Genomic DNA, 16,520 nt, shown 5'->3' on the forward strand with positions numbered 1-16,520 from the left:
CCCCAGCCCGGCCTCTAGGCGCCGTCCGGGCGGGAAAAGGCGCCCAGGAAACGGTCGACGAATGAACGCATCCTACGATTCGAGCAACATCAAGGTTCTGAAAGGTCTGGAGGCGGTGCGCAAGCGCCCCGGCATGTACATCGGCGATACCGATGATGGCACCGGCCTGCACCACATGGTGTTCGAAGTCGTCGACAACTCGATCGACGAAGCTCTTGCTGGCTACTGTGACCATGTGACGGTCACCATCCTTGACGACGGCTCGGTCAGCGTCACCGACAACGGCCGCGGCATCCCGGTGGACATCCACCCGGAAGAGGGCCGATCCACCGCGGAAGTGGTGATGACCGTGCTGCACGCCGGCGGCAAGTTCGACGCCAACTCCTACAAGGTTTCCGGCGGCCTGCACGGCGTGGGCGTGTCCGTGGTGAACGCACTCAGCTCGCACCTGTGGCTGACGATCTGCCGCGAGGGCAAGGAGTATCAGCAGGAATACGCCCACGGCGAGCCGCTGTACCCGATCAAGGAAGTCGGCGCTTCCACCAAGCGCGGCACCACCGTGCGCTTCCTGCCCAGCACGGGCACCTTTACCAACGTCGAATTCCATTACGACATCCTGGCCAAGCGCCTGCGCGAGCTGGCGTTCCTCAATTCGGGCGTCACCATCGACCTGAAGGACGAACGCGGGGAAGGGCGTAGCGATCGCTTTGCCTACGAAGGCGGCATCAAGTCGTTCGTGCAGCACCTGGCCCAGCTCAAGACCGCATTGCACCCCAACGTGATCAGCCTGAGCGCCCAGCAGGACGGCATCTCGGTCGAACTGGCGATGCAGTGGACCGATGCGTACCAGGAAACGATGTACTGCTTCACCAACAACATCCCGCAGCGCGACGGCGGTACTCACCTCACGGGTTTCCGCGCCGCGCTGACACGTTCGCTGCAGGGCTACATCGAGAAAGAAGGCCTGGCCAAGAACGCCAAGGTCGCCCTTTCCGGCGACGACATGCGCGAAGGCCTGATCGCCGTGCTGTCGGTGAAGGTGCCTGACCCGAAGTTCTCTTCGCAGACCAAGGACAAGCTGGTTTCCTCCGAGGTGAAGACCGCGGTGGAGCAGGCGGTCAACGAGAAGCTGGGCGAGTTCCTGCTGGAACACCCGAACGAGGCCAAGGCCATCGCCTCCAAGGTGGTGGACGCCGCGCGTGCCCGCGAAGCCGCTCGCAAGGCGCGCGAGATGACCCGCCGCAAGGGCGCGCTGGACATCGCCGGCCTGCCGGGCAAGTTGGCTGACTGCCAGGAAAAGGATCCGGCGCTGTGCGAACTGTTCCTGGTCGAGGGTGACTCCGCAGGCGGTTCCGCCAAGCAGGGCCGCAACCGCAAGACCCAGGCCGTGCTGCCGTTGAAGGGCAAGATCCTCAATGTGGAAAAGGCCCGCTTCGACAAGATGCTGTCCTCCGCCGAAGTCGGCACGCTGATCACCGCGCTTGGCACCGGCATCGGCAAGGAGGAGTACAACCCGGACAAGCTGCGCTACCACCGCATCGTCATCATGACCGACGCGGACGTGGACGGCTCGCACATCCGCACGCTGCTGCTCACGTTCTTCTACCGCCAGATGCCGGAATTGATCGAGCGCGGCCACGTCTACATTGGCCTGCCGCCGCTCTACAAGATCAAGCAGGGCAAGAACGAGATGTACATGAAGGACGATGCGGCCTTGAACGGCTACCTCGTCTCCACCGCCGTGGACGGCGCGGAATTGCAGTACGCCGCCGACGCGCCGGGCATCAGCGGCGAAGCACTGGAAAAGCTGTTGCGCGATTACCAGTCTGCACTGGACCAGATCGAGCGCCTCGGCCACCGCTTCGATGCCACCGTGCTCACGGCGCTGCTTGAGCACACGGCCATTGAGCCGGCGCTCTGGAGTGATGCTGCGGCCATGCAGAGCTGGCTGAAGGCTGTGGAGGGCCGTCTGGCCGCCAGCGGCCTCGGCAAGCCGCGCTACAAGCTTGCGCTGCGGCCTGCAGTGGACGAGCAACCGGCAGCCATCGAAGTAGTGCGCGACCAGCACGGCCTCAGCCACACCTGGCTGCTGCCGCAGCCGTTCTTCAGCAGCGCGGAATTCCGACCGGTGCTGCATGCCAGCCAGCAGCTGGCCGGCCTCGTCCAGGCGGATGCCGTGGTCCGTCGCGGCAACGGTTCGCGTGGCGTCCAGAGCTTTGCCGAGGCTCGCCACTGGCTGCTGGAAGAGGGCAAGAAGGGCCGCACCATCCAGCGCTTCAAGGGCCTGGGCGAAATGAATCCGGAGCAGCTGTGGGAAACCACCGTGAATCCGGAAACGCGCCGCATGCTTCAGGTGGGCATCGAAGACGCCTTCGCGGCCGACCAGATGTTCTCCATGCTGATGGGCGAGGCGGTGGAGCCGCGTCGCGACTTCATCGAAGCCAACGCGCTGAAGGTCGCCAACCTGGATATCTGACGACTGGGGCTGCAGCGATGCGAGCTGTCTTCGCATCGCTGCAGCCCTCTTTTCTCATGTCATGTGCTAACGCATTAGCACATTAACTAAAGTCAGGGAAACGGCTGCCGATAGCGTGTTTCCAGGCCGAAAAGTCACGGGTGACATGGGGCTTTAGCCCGAAAATCATGTCCAGTCGCTGGCGTATGGTTCAACTTATTGATTTTTAACAATCTTTGTTGTCGCGCTGCGACTTGTTATCTGGCGCCTAGTCAGGTTACGCTCAGCGATCCCCCGCGTCTTCGGCGCGTGAAACCCATATTGAGGACTGCCATGAAGCGTGTTCCCCTGATCAAGATGCTCGCTGGTTCGGCGCTGGCCCTGGCCGTGGTGAGCACCCCGGTCATCGCGAAGGACAGCACTTCCAAGGACAAGAAGGAAGCGCTCTACCCCAACGCCACGCGTCAGGAACCCAAGCTGGATCTCACCAGCGAAAAGGACCAGAAGGCCATCAACGAAGGCCTCGACGCAGTTAACAACCAGGACAAGGAAAAGGCGACGCAGATCCTTCAGCCGATCGCCGACGGCAGCAAGAGCAAGTACGCACAGGCGCTGGCTCTGCAGGGCCTGGCGAACGTGCATTACAACGACGGCGACGTGAAGGGCGCCATCGACCTGCTCAAGCGTGCGCTCGACAACGGCACCATGCCGAACGATACGTACTTCCAGCTCGAGTACATGCTCGCCCAGTTCTACCTGGCCAATGAGCAGTACCAGCTGAGCATCGACACCGTCGAGAAGTGGCGCAACGAAGGCAAGAAGGAAACCGCCGATTCGTACGCGCTCGAAGGCAACGCGTACTACCGCCTTGAGAAATTCCCGGAAGCGATTGCCGCCATCAAGAAGGCGCAGTCGATGACCGACAAGCCGAGCGACAGCTGGAACCAGATCCTCATGGCCAGCTACTCGGAATCGGGCCAGAGCGACCAGGCTGCCCAGATGGCGCAGCAGCAGCTTGCTTCCAACCCGAACGATCCGAACGCGCTGAACAACGCCGTCGCCGTGCTCATGCAGTCGCAGAAGTATCCGGAAGCGATTTCGCTGATGGAGAAGGCACGCGCCAACGGTCAGCTGAAGACCGAGAAGGACTACGTCAACCTCGCCAAGCTCTATCTCGTCTCCGGCCAGCAGAGCGGTGACCAGAAGGATCCGGCGACCAAGGCCGTCGCTGTCCTGCAGGAAGGCCTGAACAAGGGCGTGGTCACCTCCACGGCCGACAATTACATGCTGCTCGGTACGGCGTCCTACATGGCCGACAACACGTCGGGCGCGCTGGCGGCCTATCAGAAGGCTATCCCGATGGCGAAGGACGGCGAGGCGAACATTCGCGCCGGCCAGCTGCTCATCCAGGACAGCAAGTTCAGCGAGGCGAAGAGCCTCATCCAACAGGGCATCGACAAGGGCGTGCAGCACAAGGGCACGGCTTATATGTTGCTGGCCGAAGCGTGCCGTGGCTTGAAGGACAAGCCGGGCACGATCGCAGCCATGGAGAAGGCCGCACAGGATCCCGAAACCTCCGCCAAAGCAAAGGCTTGGCTGAAGGCGCAGGGCGCGAGCAAGTAAGGCAGAACGTGTAACAAGTGTGGGGCAGATAGACGTCCATTTGCCTGCCTCACAAGTGCTATACAAATGCCATGTGCTGTTGTACCGTTGAAACCTTTCCGTGCTCCCGTCCAGTGGCAAATGTCATCCCTTTGGATCGATTTGCCACATGAGTTCGTGACCACGTCTCACCGATTGATTAGCTCCAGATAGTGACAGATGGCCTCAAGTAACGAAGCAACCGGCCAAGGGCCGTTCAATTGGAGGCGTACCTGGGCGCTGGCCGTAGCCATCGCGCTGCATGCGTTCGCGTTCCTGTTGCTGGTGGCGCCTATGGCACCGCCGAAGCAGGTACAGAAAGAAAAAGAACGCACGGTCCAGGTCAACTTTATCGAGCCTCCTCCGCCGCCACCGCCACCGCCGCCGCCGCCGCCGGAGCCGCCGAAGCAGCCGCCGCCGAAGATCATTCAGCAGGTCAAGCCGCCGCCGACTCCGCCGCCGCCGGCTCCGCCGCCGGCTGTTGAGGAAGCGTCGACCAACGCTATCCCAGCGCCGCCGCCGGCACCGCCTGCGCCTCCGGCTCCGCCTTCGGATATCACCGCCAGTCAGGACATCAGCTATAACAGCCGTATCCAGCCCAAGTATCCGCCGCAGGCTATCCGCCAGCGTCACGAGGGCACGGTCACGTTGATGATTCTGGTGGGTGTGGACGGTTCGCCTAAGGACATTAAGGTGGAAGCGTCCAGCGGTTATCGCGAGCTGGACCAGGCCGCGATTGAAACGGCACGCAAGTGGCGCTTCAATCCGAACATCAGGAACGGGCAAAAGACGGAAGGCTATGTCCGCGTCCCGGTCAATTTCAATCTCAATCAGCTGTAACTTCGGTTACGGTCAATCAGTTCACGCTTGACTTTCCAAGGGTAGCGTTATGTTCCTGCAAACTTCTCCGGCCCCCGCGGGCGGTACCACCAACGCCGAAGCCATGAAGTCGATGGGCTTCGATCACCTCATCCACAACTTCGATTTCCTTGGCTGGATCGTGTTCGTGGTGCTGGTGGTGATGTCCTTCACTTCCTGGTACTTCATCGTCGCCAACGCGATCCGCAACTCGATGGTTCGCGGTCGCGCCGACAAGGTCATCAACGGCTTCTGGTCCAATGGCTCCACCCAGGACGCCATTCGCGAACTCGAAGCGCAGCCCAAGGGCGAACCGTTCTCGAAGATCGCTCTCGACGCCGCTTCGGCCGTCGCTCACCACCAGCAGGCTTCGGCCGGTGGTGGTCGCCTCGCCGAGTCGCTGAGCCGCTCCGAGTTCATCGATCGCGCCCTGCGCCAGGCCGTTGCTCGCGAGAGCCTGCGCCTGGAAGGCGGCCTGACCCTGCTCGCCACGGTCGGTTCGTCGGCACCGTTCATCGGTCTGCTTGGTACCGTGTGGGGCATCTACCACGCGCTGATCAAGATCTCCGCGTCGGGCAACGCTTCGATGGAAGCCGTGGCCGGTCCGGTGGGTGAAGCTCTGATCATGACCGCCTTCGGTCTGTTCACTGCTATCCCGGCCGTGCTCGCCTACAACTTCTTCAACCGCTCCAACCGTCTGACGTACGCTCAGTTCGACGAGTTTGCGCACGACCTGCACGACTTCTTCGCCACCGGCGCTCGCGTCGAAGGCAAGTGAGGATCTGACCCATGGCAATGAGTACCGGAGGCGATTCCGGCGGCCCGATGTCGGAGATCAACGTTACGCCGCTCGTCGACGTAATGCTGGTGCTGCTGATCATCTTCATGATCACCGCGCCGTTGATGTCTCATCGAATCACCGTCGAGCTGCCGACTGCCAATCCGAAGGTTCCGGATACTGAGCAGGTGACGCCGATGGACTTGGCCGTGAAGCCTGATGGCACGCTGTATCTCGATGACGTCGAAGTCACCGAGGCGGAACTGAAGGCCCAGTTTGCGGTGAAGGCGACGCTGACGCCGCAGCCTGAACTTCAGATCCGTGCGGACAAGACCACGGAATACAAGATCGTCAAGAAGGTCCTCTCCGACGCCAAGGAAGCAGGCATGGTGCATGTCGGCTTCATGACGACCGGTAAGGAGTAAGAGTCATGGCATTCAGTTCTGGAAGTGGTAAGGGGCCCATGGCCGACATCAACGTCACGCCGCTCGTCGACGTGATGTTGGTGCTCTTGATCATCTTCATGATCACGGCGCCGATGCTTACCCACAAAGTGAAGATCGACCTGCCGCAGCCCAACCCGAACGTGGTTCAGCCGGAAAATCCGCCGGAACCCGTCCGCCTCAAGATCGACCAGTCCGGCGCGCTGTACTGGAACGATACGCCGGTGGATGAGCTGGGCCTCAAGGCACAGCTCGCGGTGATCGGTGGTCTGGGCGATCCGGCCAAGCAGCCGGAGGTGCAGATCAACGCGGACGATGGTGTGGCCTACGAGCACGTCGCTCGTGTCTTGGCGGATGCCAAGAGCTACGGTCTCACCAAGATCGGCTTCACTGAAGGTCAGTAATTCAGTAATACCGTAAGGCATTACCGCAACACTACCCTTTAAAGCCCCCGCCTCGCGCGGGGGTTTTTTTTGGCTTATCGCGGATGGGTGTTGAGTTCCTGCTCGTCATTCCGGCGCAGGCCGGAATCCAGTAGCGGTGCGAAGGGTTATCGCGCTCACACGGTCGCTCTTGATTGTCGAGTTACCCGCTTCCGCCGCATAAAGGCGAATCACAGTTGGCGCGGCAATCATGGTGTACCGCCACTGGATTCCGTCCTGCGCCGGAATGACGAGATTATTAGCGCAGGACACTTCCAGACGTATGGACGTCCAAATGAAAAGCGCCCGCGAAGAAATCAGCGAAGGATCTGTAGATACTTCCGCACCGTGGTCGCCATGCCTTCGTACAAGGCTTCGCCAATAAGCGCATGCCCAATGGACACTTCCGCCAAGCCAGGAATGGCCGCCTTGAACGTGCCCAGGTTGGCCTGGCTCAGGTCGTGTCCGGCGTTGACGGCCAGGCCAGCGTGCTGCGCGCGTCGCGCGGTATCGGCGCAACGTGCAAGCTCCTCCTGCACGTGCCCTTCCTCGAAGGCTTGCGCGTAAGGGCCGGTATAGATTTCGATTCGCTGCACGCCGATGGCGACAGCGGCTTCAAACCCGGTAGCACCGGAATCCACGAATAGACTCACCCGGCAACCGATGTCGCGCAGCACTGCCACGAGAGGCTTCAGAGTGTCGATATCGCGCGTGAGGTCAAAGCCGTGGTCCGAGGTGATCTGCCCATCGCCATCCGGCACCAGCGTGACCTGCGTGGGCTTCGTCTCGCGCGCCAGTTCGATCAGGCCGGGATAACTGCCGCGGGCGCCGGCGAACGGATTGCCCTCGATGTTGTACTCGACCCGGCCACGCGTAATGGCAGCCAGTGCGCGCACATCGTCGGGCCGGATATGGCGTTGGTCGGGACGTGGGTGGACGGTGATACCGCCGCAACCGGCATCGATGCACGTATGCGCGGCGCGCAGAATGTCCGGTTCGGTGCCACCGCGTGAATTGCGCAGCACGGCGATCTTGTTGACGTTGACGCTAAGCAGGGTCATAGGTTGGGCAATACTCGCTGGCAAGGCGTAGCAAAGCGCCGCGACGGCGGCGGGTTGGACACATTGCGCCGATCAATCGGTACCGGCAAGTGTCCACTGGCGGATGCGACGCGGTGTCCCCCGCCAGGCCAGCGTCCCGACATGGGCATCGTCGAGGATCAGACGATGAAGCTGCCACTGCGCGGCCTCATAGCCATCCAGGCGATGCAGCACGGGAAGATCCGATGGCCCGGCGATGCTCAGGCGGTGCAACCCAAAAGCCAGGCCCCGGCCCAACGCCTTCAGCACGGCTTCCTTCGCCGTCCATAACTCCAGGAACGCGCGGTCGCGCTGGTCAGCCGGCAGTGCTTCCAGCGCGGCCGTTTCATCCGGACTGAAATAGCGCCGCGCGATGGGCACCGCCTTGGGATGCGGGCGCAGCCGTTCGAGATCGATGCCCGGCAGCACGCCGCGCGTGATCGCAATCAATGCCTGGTCATGGCTGTGGGACCAGTTGAACGAAAACGCGTCGCGCTGCGTGCCCGCCAGCGCGGGACGCCCGTGTTCGGACGCCTCGACCTGTACCTGGGACGCTGGTACGCCCAAATAGGCACCCAGCATGGCCAGCAGCGGCGCCCGGCCGTCGTGATGGTCGTAGGCGAGCCGCCAGACGTGAATGTCCTCACCCAGCTCCGCCGCCAAATCGGTCGGCGTCTGGCCGTCGGTCGTGATCATCCGCGCATGTTGCCGCCCAAGAGGCGATACTTACAAGCACGGCGAGGTGTAGAGCGCCCGCCGCGCGCACCCACCGCAGGGATGCCCACACGACGGAGAGCACCGCTTGATTGCCGGATGGCTACTGCTGCTGGTTTCCCTGTTGTACGTCGGACTCTTGTTCGTCGTTGCCTATGCAGGCGATCGCCGGCCGCTCTACCCGCGCCAGCCGCGCCTGCGTCCGCTGGTGTACAGCCTGGCGCTTGCCGTGTACTGCTCGTCGTGGACGTTCTACGGCGCGGTGGGTACGGCCGCGCGCGAAGGCCTGAGCTATCTGCCGATCTATCTCGGCCCCATCCTGCTGTTCGTGTTCGGCTTCGGCCTGCTGCGCCGACTGGTGTTGCTGGCACGCCAGCGCAACATCACCTCGATCGCAGACTTCATCGGCGCGCGCTTCGGCAAGTCGCACGGACTGGCCGCGCTCGTGGCGGTGATTGCCGTGATCGCCGTCGTGCCCTACCTCGCGCTGCAGTTCAAGGCGGTGGCGATGTCCTATGCCGTGCTCGGCAGCCCTTCTCCGCCGGGCACCTCGCAGTTCAGCGACAGCGCGTTGTGGTGCGCGATCCTGCTGGCGACGTTCGCCATCCTGTTCGGCACGCGCACCATCGATGCCACCGAACACCACCACGGCATGATGCTCGCCATCGCGGTCGAGTCACTGATCAAACTCGTGGTCTTCATTGCGCTGGCAGGCTACGCCCTGTGGCGTGGACCTGGCCTCGCTGTCACGGCGCAACTGCCAGTCAATGAGTTTTCCGAAGGCGTCTCGCCAGGCTTCCTCGCGCAGACCCTGCTCGCGTTCTGCGCCATGTTCTGCCTGCCGCGCCAGTTCCAGATCGGCGTGGTGGAATGCGAAGACCCGCACGACGTCACGCGTGCGCGTTGGCTGTTCCCCATCTACATGGTGATCGTGAGTCTTGCCGTGCTTCCCATCGTGGCCGCAGGACTTCACCTGCCGCAGCTGCAAGCGGGCAACAAGGACGCGTGGGTGCTCACGCTGCCCATGGCCTATGGCGATCGCGGCATGGCGTTGCTCGCATTCATTGGCGGCTTCTCCGCCGCCACGGGCATGGTGATCGTCGCGTGCGTGGCCTTGTCCACGATGATCAGCAACGACATCGTGATGCCGATGCTGTTGCGCATCCACGCGTTCAAGCTCGAGCAGCGTGCCGATCTCTCGCAACTTGTGCTGCTGGTACGACGCGTCGCGATCATCGCGTTGGCGGCGATGGCGTACGTCTACTACCGCGTGGTCGCCGACACGACCAACCTGGCGACCACCGGCCTGCTCGCCTTCGCAGCGGTGGCGCAGTTTGCGCCCGGCATTGTCGCGGCGCTCTATTGGCGCGGTGCCAGTCGAAAGGGCGTGGCCACCGGTCTGGCGGCAGGATTCCTCGTGTGGGTCTATACGTTGTTGCTGCCCGGCATGAATCGCACGGCCGACTGGCTGGACACCGGACCCATGCACCTCAGCTGGTTGCAGCCGCAGGCGCTGTTCCACCTCAGTGGCTGGGACCCGGTGATGCATGGCACGTTCTGGTCGCTGCTGGTGAACGTGTCGTGCCTTATCTTCGTCTCGCTACGCTTTCGTCCCAACCTGGAAGAACGCCTGCATGCGGCGATGTTCATCGATCCGTATGCGATCGATAGCCGCGGTGCCGGTGATTGGCGCGGACGCGTAGCGGTGGCCGATCTTCGCACCATCGCCGAGCGCATCGTGGGCGAACGCAGCAGCCAGCGCGCGTTCGAGGAATATGCGGAGCGCCGCGGCAAGCCGCTGCAGTCCAGCGAAGCGGCCGATCGCGCCCTCATCCAGTACACGGAGCGGCTGCTCGCCTCGGCCGTCGGTGCCGCGAGCGCGCGCCGTATCCTGATGGGCGCGTTGTCCGGCTCGGGCCTGGACATAGCCGAAGCCATGGCGCTGATGGACGAAGCGTCGCAAGAGTTGCGTTTCAATCGCGAACTGCTTTCCACGACGCTGGAGAACGTGTCGCAAGGCATCAGCGTGGTCGATGCGAACATGCACCTGGTGGCATGGAACCGGCGCTATCTGGAATTGTTCGACTACCCGGATGGCATGGTCTATGTCGGCATGCCGGTGGCCGATCTCATCCGCTGGAACGCCGTGCACGGCGAACTGGGGCCCGGGGAAGTCGAGGCGCATGTGGCCAAGCGCATCGCGCACATGCACGCGGGTTCGCCGCACATCTTTCAACGCACCCGCCCCGACGGATCAGTGATTGAAATGCGTGGCCGCGCGCTGCCGGGCGGCGGCTACGTCACCACCTACACCGATGTCACCGCGTACAAGAATGCGGAACAGGCGCTCATTGAAGCGAACGAGAATCTCGAACAGCGTGTCGATCAACGCACAGCCGAGTTGAGCGAAGCGCTGAACTCCGCAGCGCATGCGCGCCGCGAAGCAGAGATGGCCAACGCATCCAAGACGCGATTCCTCGCGGCGGCGAGTCATGATTTGCTGCAGCCGTTGAATGCAGCGCGTTTGTTCACCGCGGCCTTGCGTCAACACCCGGGCCTCGATGGCGAGGCAAGCCTGCTCGCCGAGCGCATCGATGCCTCGTTCCGCGCCGCCGAAGATCTGCTCGATGCGCTGCTGGATACCTCGCGCCTGGATGCCGGCAGTTATCGCGCCGATGTAAGCAACGTGGCGCTGTCGGATCTGTTCGAGTCGCTCAAGGCGCAGTTCGCGGTGATTGCGCAGCAGCGTGGGCTACGACTCCGCGTGGTGTCCACCAAGCTGGCGGTGCGCAGCGATCCTCAACTGCTGCGCCGCGTACTGCAGAACTTCATCTCCAATGCGCTGCGTTACACGCGCGAAGGCGGCATCCTGGTCGGCGCGCGTCGCATGGGCGACGAAGTGCGCATCGAAGTGTGGGACACGGGGCCCGGCATTGCCGCCGAGCAACGCGCGCGCATCTTCGGCGAGTTCCAGCGGCTGGATCGTCCTTCACCCTGGGGCGAAAAGGGTCTGGGCCTTGGCCTTTCCATCTGCGAACGCATCGCCGGCATCCTGCATCACAAGCTGGAACTGGATTCGCGCGAAGGCAAGGGCAGCCGTTTCGCTGTGCGCGTGCCACGCGCGGAAAGTGCGATACCGCGTCGGCGCACGAACGTCCATCCGGTGTCGAGCGAACAGTTGCCGCTCACCGTGCTGTGCCTGGATAACGACACCGCCATTCTCGACGGCATGTGTGCGCTGCTGCGGCGCTGGGGCGTGGATTGCCGTACCGCCATCGACGTGGCGCAGGCCGAGCAGGAACTGCGGCGTGGCGGCGTGGACTTGATCCTCGCCGACTACCATCTCACGGATGACATGGATGGCTTGCAGGCGCTCGATGCGTTGCGCCATGTGCTTGGCGATCTTCCGCCCATTGCGATGATAACCGCCGATGGCAGCAGTGAGTTGAAGCAGCGCGCGCGGGCGTTGGGTTATCCGATCCTGCACAAGCCGGTGCGGCCAGCGGCGTTGCGTGCGTTGCTGAGTGCGCTGGTGCGCAGGCAGACGGCTTAGGGGCAGGAGTGAGTGAAGAGGAGTGAGAAGTAAGAGTGGCACCGTTCGGCCGACTCGCTGCTCACTCCTCTTCACTCACTTCTGGCTTTACTCAGCCTTCCTCATCCGCCGGCAACGCCGGCATCGCTTCCTGGTCGATGGCGAGATGGCTGGCGGCGAGCGCGACCTGCGTGCGGTTGTTCACGCCGAGCTTGCGCATGATGGCGGTCATGTGCGCCTTCACCGTGGCTTCGGATACGCCAAGGTCATAGGCGATCTGCTTGTTGAGCAGCCCTTCGGCAATCATGGTGAGTACGCGAAATTGCTGCGGCGTCAGCGTGGCCACGCGGTCGGCCACGGCGGCTTCGTCGGGTTTCAGCTCCATGCCGCCGCCCACCAGCTGGTGTGGCAGCCATACATCGCCGTCGAGCACTTTGCGGATCGCGGTGATGATGTCTTCGCCCGGCGTTGATTTGGGAATGTATGCCGATGCGCCGTGCGCAAGCGCGCGGCGCGCCACCTGTACGTCCTCGTGGCCCGACACCACGATGGTGGGCAGGCCGGGGTTCTGGCCGCGAATATGCGCGAGTGCGGAATAGCCGCGCGCGCCAGGCATGTGCAGATCCAGCAGGAGCAGCTCCGCGTCGGGAAACTGCTCGATCAGGCCAAGCAGCGAATAGACGCTGTCCGCGCTGTGCACGTCGGCGTCCGGAATCGCGGCGACAACCGCGCGTTGCAGGGCATCGCGAAACAGCGGGTGATCATCGGCAATCAGTACGTCGGGCATAGGGCAGAAAATAGTGGAGAGGAGTGAGTAGTGAGAGCTGCATTGCCCTCTCGTGTCTCGCTCCTCTTCACTCACTCCTTTGTCATTTGATGAGACGTTCGTCCACCAGGTTCTTCACCACGCCCGGATCGGCCAGCGTGGAAATGTCACCGAGCTGGTCCGGCTGGTTCTCGCCGATCTTGCGCAGGATGCGGCGCATGATCTTGCCCGAGCGTGTCTTCGGCAAACCCGGCGCCCACTGCAGGAAATCGGGCGTGGCGATGGGGCCGATTTCCTTGCGCACCCAGGCGACCAGTTCCTTGCGCAGTTCGTCACTTCCCTCTTCGCCGGCCACCAGGGTGACGAAGGCATAGATGCCCTGACCCTTGATGTCGTGCGGCGCGCCCACCACGGCGGCCTCGGCCACCTTGGGATGCGACACCAGCGCGCTCTCCACTTCGGCCGTGCCGATGCGGTGACCGCTCACGTTGATCACGTCGTCCACGCGGCCGGTGATCCAGTAGTAGCCGTCCTCGTCGCGGCGCACGCCGTCGCCGGTGAAGTAGTTGCCGGGATAGGCGCTGAAATACGTGTCGATGAAACGCTGGTGATCGCCGTAGACCGTGCGCATCTGGCCCGGCCACGAATCGGTGATGACGAGGTTGCCTTCGGTCGCCCCTTCCAGCACCGCACCGCTGGCATCGACGATCGCCGGCTTCACGCCGAAGAACGGCAGCGTGGCCGAACCGGGCTTCTCGTCGATGGCGCCGGCCAGCGGCGTGATGAGGATGCCGCCGGTTTCGGTCTGCCACCACGTATCGACGATGGGGCAACGCTCGTCGCCCACCACGCGGTAGTACCACTCCCAGGCTTCCGGATTGATCGGCTCGCCCACGGAACCCAGCAGGCGCAGCGATGCACGCGAAGCCTTCTTCACCGGCCCCTCGCCCTCGCGCATCAAAGCGCGGATGGCCGTGGGCGCGGTATAGAACAGCGTGACCTTGTGCTTGTCCACCACGTTCCAGAAGCGGCTGGTGTCGGGATAGTTGGGCACGCCGTCGAACATCACGGTGGTCGCGCCATTGGCCAGCGGCCCGTACACCACGTAGCTGTGGCCGGTGACCCAACCCACGTCGGCCGTGCACCAGTAGACGTCGTCTTCACGCAGGTCGAACACCAGCTCGTGCGTATAGCTGGCGTAGACCAGATAGCCGCCCGAGGTGTGCAGCACGCCCTTGGGCTTGCCGGTGGAACCGGAGGTGTAGAGGATGAACAGCGGATGCTCCGCTTCCACCGGCGTGGGCGGGCAATCGGCGGACTGGCCTTCCATCAGCGTGTGATAGTAGCGGTCGCGCGGCGACTGCATGGGCACGGCGCTGCCGGTACGGCGCACCACGATCACGGTCTCCACGCTGTTGGTGCCCGGGCGTTCCAGTGCGGCGTCCACGTTGGTCTTCAGCGGAATCTTCTTGCCGCCACGCACGCCTTCGTCGGCGGTGACGACCACCTTGCAGGTCGAGTCGGCGATGCGGCCGGCCAGCGAATCGGGCGAAAAGCCGCCGAACACCACCGAATGGATGGCGCCGATGCGCGCGCAAGCCAGCATGGCCACCGCCGCTTCGGGGACCATCGGCATATAGATGGCTACGCGATCACCCTTGGCCACGCCAAGGTGCTTCAGCGTGTTGGCGAACTTGCACACTTCGGCGTGCAGTTCCCTATAGGTGATGTGGCGCGACTCGTTCGGGTCGTCGCCTTCGAAGAGGATGGCGGTCTTGTCGCCACGCTCGGCGAGGTGACGGTCCAGGCAATTGGCCGACACGTTCAGCTCGCCGTCTTCGTACCACTTGATGTGCAGGTCCTTGGGGTCGAACGAGACGTTCTTGATCCGGGACGGCGCCTTGCTCCACTGCAGGCGCTGGCCAACCTTGCCCCAGAAACCCTCCGGATCCTTCACCGACTCGGCGTAGAGCCGCTGGTAATCGTCCTTGCGGATGCGTGCCTTGGCGGCGAAATCGGGCTTGACGGGGTAGAGCTTGGTCATCGTGGGGCTCCTGCGGCCGGCCCTGCCGGCCTCCTCATGCGTTGAATGTCGCCGCAGCAACCCACTGTCGGCGATAACGACCGAGTGTAGCGGCTGGCCGGTGATCGAGACGTTTCGCCCCACTTTCGACTTTGGTCGAGGTTCGACCAATGGTGAATAGGCGTCCGCATTGCAGCATGGACATGCTCGGGTGGTCATCGACCTGGGGAGGCCTGCTATGACATTGACCACCACCACACGCCGCCATGGCCTGTTGGCTCTCAGCATCGCTTGTGCGCTGAGCCTGCCCTTGGGCGTCCATGCGCAGAGCACGACGAAAAGCAGCAAAGGCACCACGCGCGAACAACAACTCGAGCAGCGTGTGAACCAGCTGGAGCAACAACTGGCCGAACTGAAGGCCATGATCCAGGAGCAGAAGGCCGCCACCACGCAGGCCACGCAGACGGCCCAGCAGGCACAGGTGGCCGCCACGCAGGCACAGACCACCGCGCAGGCCACCTCCACCAAGGTGGAAGCCGCGCCCAAGCCGCAGTTCACCACGGCGCCGGGCCTCACGGTGGCCTTGCATGGTTTCGTCGATGCCACGGTATTTGGCCAGGACCGCACCTTCATCAACTACGGCAACGGCCAGAATGCGGAGATTCCCGCGCCGCCCACCGCCGCCAACAAGGCCAACGGCTACACCGGCTCGCTCAGCGGTGCGGACGTGCGCAACACACGCTTCTGGCTCGACTTCACCGGCGCCAAGTTGAACGAGGACTGGAACGGCAGCGGCCGCATCGAGATGGATTTCTTCGGCGGCAACAACGGCACCGGCGCGTATGCGCAGCAGCAGCCGATTCCACGCCTGCGCCAGGCGTACATGGACATCATCAACCCCAACTGGGGCACCACCGTGCGCGTGGGCCAGATGTGGGACCTGATGTTCCCGCTGGAAAACACGCCGACCTCGCTGTCGCACATCGCCTTCCCGCTGGCTTATGGCTCGGGCGTGGTGGGCTGGCGCTATCCCGGTGTGATCGTGATGCAGGACCTCAACCACGGCACCGAAGGCGTGAAGTGGCGCTTCGACTTCGCCTTGCTCGAAGGCAACTGGAGCGGCCCGCAGAACCCCGCCGGCAACGCCACCACCAACTACCTCAATGCCGGCGCGGCGCATTTCAATCCGCAATTCGAAGCGCGGCTGCATGCGCAGGGCAAGGACTGGCTGGCTTACCTCACCGCGCACTATTCCGAAATCGATCTGCACGGTGTGGGCGACATCGCGCCCAAGCCGCCGCGCGACAAGTTGAACAGCATCGGCTACGACCTGGGCGGCCAGTGGAAGCCCGGTCCGTGGACGTTCAAGGGCCTCATCTATACCGGCAAGGCACTGGGTGAAATCTTCGGTGCGATGTCGCAGTTCGGCAACATCAAGGAAGCGGGCGGCTTCGTGCAGGCGGGCTACAACTTCACGCCGAAGTGGAGCGTCAATGGATTCTTCGCGGCGGCGCGTCCCAACCGCGACGACGTGCTTGCATGGACGCCGGCCGGCACGGCGGCGGCCCCGGGCACCGCACTCCTGCGCAACAACATGTCTGCCTTGAGCCTGCAATATGCCTCGGGTAACTACGAGCTGGGCGTGGAGTGGATTTACGACGATCTGCGTTACCAGCTGAAGAATTCGTCTTCCAGCCAGACCGTCAACGGCAACCAGGTCAGCTTCAGCGGCATGTACAAGTTCTAGGCAAGCGACGATGGCACCGCCAGGCGGCGTTGCCATCGGCACCACCGGGCGGGGCGACGGGA

Annotated in this window: 12 protein-coding genes; 8 read left to right on the forward strand and 4 right to left on the reverse strand. The window is 63.3% G+C overall.

Annotated features, from left to right (window positions below):
• The first annotated feature begins 61 nt into the window (after positions 1 to 61).
• The 6 genes from gyrB to ABIC75_RS17925 all read left to right on the forward strand — a co-directional run bounded on the left by gyrB (position 62) and on the right by ABIC75_RS17925 (position 6,579).
• On the forward strand, positions 62 to 2,476 hold the full coding sequence (gene gyrB, locus ABIC75_RS17900) for a DNA topoisomerase (ATP-hydrolyzing) subunit B (RefSeq protein ID WP_354015249.1): 2,415 nt from the start codon (positions 62 to 64) through the stop codon (positions 2,474 to 2,476).
• A gap of 312 nt (positions 2,477 to 2,788) precedes the next feature.
• Positions 2,789 to 4,078 carry a tetratricopeptide repeat protein gene (locus tag ABIC75_RS17905; RefSeq protein ID WP_354015250.1) on the forward strand — a complete coding sequence of 430 codons (1,290 nt, stop codon included), beginning with the start codon at positions 2,789 to 2,791 and terminating at the stop codon, positions 4,076 to 4,078.
• Between the two features lie 198 nt (positions 4,079 to 4,276).
• Complete coding sequence (locus ABIC75_RS17910; RefSeq protein WP_354015251.1) at positions 4,277 to 4,936, forward strand: energy transducer TonB; 660 nt, start codon at positions 4,277 to 4,279, stop codon at positions 4,934 to 4,936.
• Positions 4,937 to 4,985: 49 nt separating this feature from the next.
• Positions 4,986 to 5,732, forward strand: coding sequence for a MotA/TolQ/ExbB proton channel family protein (locus ABIC75_RS17915; RefSeq protein ID WP_354015252.1), 747 nt, complete (start codon positions 4,986 to 4,988; stop codon positions 5,730 to 5,732).
• A gap of 11 nt (positions 5,733 to 5,743) precedes the next feature.
• Entirely contained in the window at positions 5,744 to 6,157 is a 414-nt protein-coding gene (locus ABIC75_RS17920; protein WP_354015253.1) for an ExbD/TolR family protein, read from the forward strand.
• A 5-nt stretch (positions 6,158 to 6,162) separates the two neighbouring features.
• Positions 6,163 to 6,579 carry an ExbD/TolR family protein gene (locus ABIC75_RS17925; RefSeq protein WP_038622740.1) on the forward strand — a complete coding sequence of 139 codons (417 nt, stop codon included), beginning with the start codon at positions 6,163 to 6,165 and terminating at the stop codon, positions 6,577 to 6,579.
• 335 nt (positions 6,580 to 6,914) lie between these two features.
• Here the strand turns inward: ABIC75_RS17925 and ABIC75_RS17930 are convergent, their stop codons facing one another.
• Positions 6,915 to 7,658, reverse strand: a complete 744-nt coding sequence (locus tag ABIC75_RS17930; protein WP_354015254.1) for a pyridoxine 5'-phosphate synthase — start codon at positions 7,656 to 7,658, stop codon at positions 6,915 to 6,917.
• A 72-nt stretch (positions 7,659 to 7,730) separates the two neighbouring features.
• Positions 7,731 to 8,372 (reverse strand): 4'-phosphopantetheinyl transferase family protein, encoded by a 642-nt coding sequence (locus ABIC75_RS17935; protein ID WP_354015255.1) that lies wholly within the window; start codon positions 8,370 to 8,372, stop codon positions 7,731 to 7,733.
• Positions 8,373 to 8,478: 106 nt separating this feature from the next.
• Here ABIC75_RS17935 and ABIC75_RS17940 point away from each other — a divergent pair, with 106 nt between their 5' ends.
• Entirely contained in the window at positions 8,479 to 11,943 is a 3,465-nt protein-coding gene (locus tag ABIC75_RS17940) for a hybrid sensor histidine kinase/response regulator (protein ID WP_354015256.1), read from the forward strand.
• 91 nt (positions 11,944 to 12,034) lie between these two features.
• On the opposite strand, the gene ABIC75_RS17945 is transcribed toward ABIC75_RS17940, so the two are convergent.
• Together ABIC75_RS17945 and acs are read right to left on the reverse strand one after the other, a co-directional pair.
• Positions 12,035 to 12,709 carry a response regulator transcription factor gene (locus ABIC75_RS17945; protein WP_354015257.1) on the reverse strand — a complete coding sequence of 225 codons (675 nt, stop codon included), beginning with the start codon at positions 12,707 to 12,709 and terminating at the stop codon, positions 12,035 to 12,037.
• 82 nt (positions 12,710 to 12,791) lie between these two features.
• Positions 12,792 to 14,732 (reverse strand): acetate--CoA ligase, encoded by a 1,941-nt coding sequence (gene acs / locus ABIC75_RS17950; protein ID WP_354015258.1) that lies wholly within the window; start codon positions 14,730 to 14,732, stop codon positions 12,792 to 12,794.
• Positions 14,733 to 14,949: 217 nt separating this feature from the next.
• Here acs and ABIC75_RS17955 point away from each other — a divergent pair, with 217 nt between their 5' ends.
• The gene (locus ABIC75_RS17955) at positions 14,950 to 16,458 is read left to right on the forward strand and encodes a hypothetical protein (RefSeq protein ID WP_354015259.1); all 1,509 of its coding nucleotides are present in this window, start codon (positions 14,950 to 14,952) and stop codon (positions 16,456 to 16,458) included.
• Positions 16,459 to 16,520: the final 62 nt, after the last annotated feature.

The organism is Dyella japonica (assembly GCF_040545895.1).
GTDB classification, from domain to species: domain Bacteria; phylum Pseudomonadota; class Gammaproteobacteria; order Xanthomonadales; family Rhodanobacteraceae; genus Dyella; species Dyella japonica_D.

Bases quoted from the DNA above. Each gene is read 5' to 3' on its own strand.
- ABIC75_RS17910 (WP_354015251.1), top strand. From the start codon at position 4,277: ATGGCCTCAAGTAACGAAGCAACCGGCCAAGGGCCGTTCAATTGGAGG.
- ABIC75_RS17915 (WP_354015252.1), top strand. From the start codon at position 4,986: ATGTTCCTGCAAACTTCTCCGGCCCCCGCGGGCGGTACCACCAACGCC.
- ABIC75_RS17930 (WP_354015254.1), bottom strand. From the start codon at position 7,658: ATGACCCTGCTTAGCGTCAACGTCAACAAGATCGCCGTGCTGCGCAAT.
- ABIC75_RS17945 (WP_354015257.1), bottom strand. From the start codon at position 12,709: ATGCCCGACGTACTGATTGCCGATGATCACCCGCTGTTTCGCGATGCC.
- ABIC75_RS17955 (WP_354015259.1), top strand. From the start codon at position 14,950: ATGACATTGACCACCACCACACGCCGCCATGGCCTGTTGGCTCTCAGC.
- ABIC75_RS17925 (WP_038622740.1), top strand. From the start codon at position 6,163: ATGGCATTCAGTTCTGGAAGTGGTAAGGGGCCCATGGCCGACATCAAC.
- ABIC75_RS17935 (WP_354015255.1), bottom strand. From the start codon at position 8,372: ATGATCACGACCGACGGCCAGACGCCGACCGATTTGGCGGCGGAGCTG.
- ABIC75_RS17920 (WP_354015253.1), top strand. From the start codon at position 5,744: ATGGCAATGAGTACCGGAGGCGATTCCGGCGGCCCGATGTCGGAGATC.
- acs (WP_354015258.1), bottom strand. From the start codon at position 14,732: ATGACCAAGCTCTACCCCGTCAAGCCCGATTTCGCCGCCAAGGCACGC.
- ABIC75_RS17905 (WP_354015250.1), top strand. From the start codon at position 2,789: ATGAAGCGTGTTCCCCTGATCAAGATGCTCGCTGGTTCGGCGCTGGCC.
- gyrB (WP_354015249.1), top strand. From the start codon at position 62: ATGAACGCATCCTACGATTCGAGCAACATCAAGGTTCTGAAAGGTCTG.